This is a genomic window from Dyella acidisoli (assembly GCF_030160295.1).
Classification (GTDB): domain Bacteria; phylum Pseudomonadota; class Gammaproteobacteria; order Xanthomonadales; family Rhodanobacteraceae; genus Dyella_B; species Dyella_B acidisoli.
The window spans coordinates 1-948 of sequence record NZ_BSOB01000055.1; the positions used below are offsets into that span (position 1 = coordinate 1).

Annotated in this window: 1 protein-coding gene; it reads right to left on the bottom strand. The window is 62.4% G+C overall.

Features of this window, described 5'->3' with window-relative positions; all coding sequences use genetic code 11:
- Nucleotides 1-241: 241 nt before the first annotated feature.
- Nucleotides 242-948, bottom strand: a 707-nt coding sequence (locus QQJ86_RS20225) for an IS110 family RNA-guided transposase (protein ID WP_284322790.1), incomplete at its 5' end; no start/stop codon positions are given.

Consider the following 948-nt stretch of genomic DNA (forward strand, 5'->3'; position numbering starts at 1 on the left):
TATGTATGGACTCGCCCCCTTCGTCAACCGCTTTTTTCATCCCCGAATGCCGGCTGCATCTATGTATGAGGCCTCACCAAGGTGGCAAGGTGTGCCACGGGCCATCATCGTGTGAGCTCGCGCTAGGCCGATTACGTGAAGACCTCAAGGGCCGGTAGGCTGGTAGGCTTGTCTGCGCGACGGTCTGACCTGGGTTCGAAGATATCCAGCAGCGGTTGAGCGATTCGCTCGGGGAAAAGCGTCAACACGACATAGCCGCCTCCGTGTGATAGTCACCCTCTTGGGTCAGCATGGCCCACACCACGCGCACGTTGTGGTTGGCCACGCGCACCGCCGCGCCTTTTGCACCATGGCGTTCTTGCCAGTGTCGGATGCGGCATGAGAGGGCATCGGTGGCGTCCTTACGCAGGTGTTGCACCAACGAATGAGCCCCTTCCATGAACAAGCTACGTAAATACGCATCACCACGTCGACTCATCTTGCCCAGGTGGGTGCGTCCACCGGTGCTGTGCTGCTCGGGCACCACACCCAAATAGGCAGCGCAGTAGCGACTGTTCTTGAAGCGGGCCGGATCGAGCCCTTTGCCAACGATCGCGGTGGCGGTGATCGGGCCGATACCCGGAATCGTGCACAAACGCCGAGCCGTTGCATCACTGCGAACCCGTGCCTTCAGGCATTCGGCGACCTTGTCGATACGTGCGCTCAGGCTGTGCCATTCGCTCACCCACTCCTCGACCAGCCCTCTCACGGCATCCGGTACGGGGCACGCTCCACGCAAGACCTGATCGGCCAGCGCGTTCAGTGCGGTGGCTCCGCGTCCGGCCGCCCAACCTTGCTCCAGTAGCACGCTGCGCAACTGGTTGCACACCCGCGTGCGTCGGCTCACCCAGCCTGCACGTGCCCGGTGCTGCGCTTGCAGGGCCAACTGCTCCACCGTCTTGACCGGCA